Below are 3,218 nucleotides of genomic sequence, written 5' to 3'. Positions count from 1 at the left end.
GCGCCTAACCCCTCGCCCCCTCCGTTGAGTGATGGATCCGCGTGGCCGATACCCGGGTATAGGCCACGCGGATCCATCACTCGGCGGGGGTGTGGTTCGGTAGTCTCCTGAGGGTGGACGCCGCCGAGGGACCCCGCCCACCCATCCTGGCCATCGAAGGCCTGGTCAGACGCTTCGGCTCGCTCACCGCGGTCGACGACGTGAGCCTGCACATCGACCCGGGCAAGACGACGACGATCTCCATGGTGGCCGGGCTCCTGAAGCCCGATGCGGGCACGATCACCATTGCCGGAGTGCCGATGGCGACCTCGTCGATCGACGCCAAGCGGCACATCGGCTTGGTTCCGCAAGACCTCGCGATCTACCCCGAACTCAGCGCCCGCGACAACCTCACCTTCTTCGCCCGGTTGCAGGGGCTTCGCGGAGCGTCGTTGAAGCAGCGGGTGGCGCAGGTGCTCGACCTCATTGGCCTGGCCGACCGCGCCAAGGGCCCCAGCAAGAAGTTCAGCGGCGGCATGAAACGCCGACTCAACATCGGCATCGGCCTACTGCACCAACCGGACCTGCTCATCCTCGACGAGCCGACCGTCGGCGTCGACCCGCAGTCGCGCAATCAGATCCTCGAATCGGTGGAGGCGCTGTCGACCGAGGGCATGGCGGTGCTCTACACGACGCACTACATGGAGGAGGCCGAGCGTCTCTGCGACCGCATCGCGATCATCGACTCCGGTCGGATCCAGGCCGAGGGCACCCGGGACGAACTCATGGCCAGGACCGGGCAGCCCGATCTGGAGTCGGTGTTCCTGCAGTTGACCGGCAAGGCCCTGAGGGACTGATCGCCATGAGCGCGATGAGCAACGTGCTCACCATGGTCGCCTACGACCTGCGCCAGAAGATCACCGACGGCTCCGTGCTCGCGTTCGGGTTCCTCGTGCCGCTGGCGCTGATGTTCGTCATGAACCTCGTCTTCTCCGGGGTCTCGAACGTCGAACTCGCCCCGATCAAGGTCGCGGTCTCGACGCCGGCCGGTGATCCGCAGGCCGCCGTGGTGTCACAGGTGCTGCGGTCGATCCCGGAGTCCGCCGGCCTGCACATCACCGTGGTGAAGGCGAGCGCCGACTCTGCCGAGACGATGGTGAGCAACGGCGGCGCCGACATGGCGGTCGTGGTGCCCGACGGTTTCGCCGCCGCGCTGACCCGCAGCCGCGGACCACAGGTCGACGTGGTCCTCGGCGACAACGCCGGCACCACCGGCCAGGTCGTCACCTCGATCGTCGACTCGACGCTGGCCCAGCTCACCGCGAGCACGCGGGCGGCGGCCGCGGGCATTCAGCTGGGCGTGCCGCCCGCGCGCGTCTCGGCCATCGCCCAAGCCGCGGCGAACGACGCTCCGAACGTGCACTGGCACGACGGCCGGACCGCCTCGGAGCAACTCGGCGCCGAGGAGTCGGTCGTCGCCGGTCAGGCGGGCATGTTCCTGCTGTTCACGGTCGGGTTCGGCGTGCTCGCCCTGGTCACCGAACGTGATCAGGGCACCTTGGCGCGCCTGTTGTCGATGCCGATGCCGGCCTCGCAGATCACCTGGGCCAAGGCGTTGGTGAGCCTGATCCTCGGCATCGTGGCCACCACCGTGCTCCTCGTCGCGGGCACCCTGATGTTCGACAACGTCGATTTCGGATCACCGTGGGGCGTCGCCGTGGTCATTCTGCTCGTCGTCGCGGCCAGCACCTCGATCATGTTCATCATCGCCAAGTTCGCGCGCACCTCGGAGCAGGCGAGCATCGCCCAGTCGGTGGTGGCGATCGTGCTCGGCATGACCGGGGGCGCGTTTTTCCAGATGCCCGCGACCGGCGTGGTGGGGACGGTGCTGTCGATCAATCCGGTCCGCGGGCTGACCGATGGGCTCGGCATCATCGCCGGTGGTGGCGGCATCGCCGACCTCGGGCGGGTCGCGGCGATCCTGGTCGCGTTCACCGCGGTCTGCCTGACGGTCGCGTGGGTGCTGCCCGACCGCAAGGACGCGCTGTGAGGGCCGTGCTCGCCATCGCCGCCGCCGAGTTGCGCCGCTTCGTGGCCGACAAGGGCAACATCTTCTTCGTCTTCATCTTCCCGCTGGCCCTGGTGTTCGTCATCGGATCGCAGTTCGGCGGGTCCGCGTCGATCGGCTCGGTCGCGCTCGTGGGAGCCAATTCGCCGCTCAAGGCGGAGCTGGTGACCCAGTTGGAGGCCGCCGAGGTGAAGGTGACCTCGACGGACGCGGAGAGCATGCGTCGGCAGGTCGCCCGCGGCGGGGTCGACGTCGGCGTGGTGATCCCCGACGGCGCGGCCGCCGATTTCGACGCGGGCCGCGAGGTGCCCTTGGAGATGACGACCAGTTCCCAGGGCAACGCGGCCGCGGTCGCGATCGTGGTGCGGCAGGCGGCGAACACGGCCATGCTGCGCTCCGGTCAGGAGGTGGCGTTGCGTGCCGGGGTGCGCGGGGCGAGCGAGGAACGCATCGCCGCCGCCCTCGACCGCGCCGCCGTGGCGGTCCCGCCGACCCGGGTCGCGGTGAAGGACACCAGCGGGCTCGATCAGGCCTTCTCGGGTCTGGGGCAGTTCGACCTGGGCGCGTCGACGCAGCTGCTGCTGTTCTCGTTCCTGTCCACCCTCAGCGGCGGAGCGGCGATGATCTCGGCGCGCCGCAACGGGGTCATCAAGCGGATCATGGCGGCTCCGGTCACGGCGACGCAGGCGGTGGCGGGGCAGGCAGCGGGCCGGTTGGTCATCGCGTGGGTCCAGGGGCTGTACATCGTGCTGGCCACGTGGCTGCTGTTCGACGTACGGTGGGGCAATCTGTTTGCCGTGGCCGTGCTGTTCCTGGCGTTCGCGCTCGTCGCCAGTGGGGTGGCGATGATCATCGGGGTCCTCGCGGACAACGAGGGGCTGGGCATCGGGCTGTCGGTGGGGCTCGGCCTGGTGCTGGCCGCGCTCGGCGGGCTGATGCTCCCACTCGAACTGTTCAGCGACACGATGCACCGCGTCGCGATGTTCACGCCGCACGCGTGGGCGTACGAGGCGATGGCCGAGATCCAGCGGCACGGCGGTGGCGTGCTGGACATCCTGCCCGAGCTCGGAGTGCTGCTGGTCATGGCGGCGGTGGCACTGGGCCTTGGCGGCTGGCTGCTGCGGCGCTCGCTCGCCCGCGCGATGTAGGCCTGGCCCCTCTCCCCCTTTCG

Annotated in this window: 3 protein-coding genes; all 3 read left to right on the top strand. The window is 69.4% G+C overall.

Translation table 11 applies throughout. From position 1 onward, the window contains the following. Positions 1-113: 113 nt before the first annotated feature. From KD1_RS15655 to KD1_RS15645, 3 genes are read left to right on the top strand one after another with little or no spacing between them, the layout of a single operon-like run. Positions 114-836 carry an ABC transporter ATP-binding protein gene (locus tag KD1_RS15655; RefSeq protein ID WP_245627442.1) on the top strand — a complete coding sequence of 241 codons (723 nt, stop codon included), beginning with the start codon at positions 114-116 and terminating at the stop codon, positions 834-836. Between the two features lie 5 nt (positions 837-841). Then, the gene (locus tag KD1_RS15650) at positions 842-2,029 is read left to right on the top strand and encodes an ABC transporter permease (RefSeq protein ID WP_083542542.1); all 1,188 of its coding nucleotides are present in this window, start codon (positions 842-844) and stop codon (positions 2,027-2,029) included. Beyond that, positions 2,026-3,195, top strand: a complete 1,170-nt coding sequence (locus KD1_RS15645) for an ABC transporter permease (RefSeq protein WP_068403451.1) — start codon at positions 2,026-2,028, stop codon at positions 3,193-3,195. The genes KD1_RS15650 and KD1_RS15645 overlap by 4 nt, the downstream gene beginning before the upstream one ends. Positions 3,196-3,218 lie beyond the last annotated feature (23 nt).

The sequence above is a fragment of the Kribbia dieselivorans NBRC 106261 genome, assembly GCF_001552435.1.
Classification (GTDB): domain Bacteria; phylum Actinomycetota; class Actinomycetes; order Actinomycetales; family Dermatophilaceae; genus Kribbia; species Kribbia dieselivorans.
Note: the sequence above shows the minus strand (reverse complement) of the source record. Positions and strands in the feature narration are given on the sequence as shown.

What these genes read in the sequence shown, in the direction of transcription:
- KD1_RS15650 (WP_083542542.1), top strand. Translation starts at nt 842, where the DNA reads ATGAGCGCGATGAGCAACGTGCTCACCATGGTCGCCTACGACCTGCGC.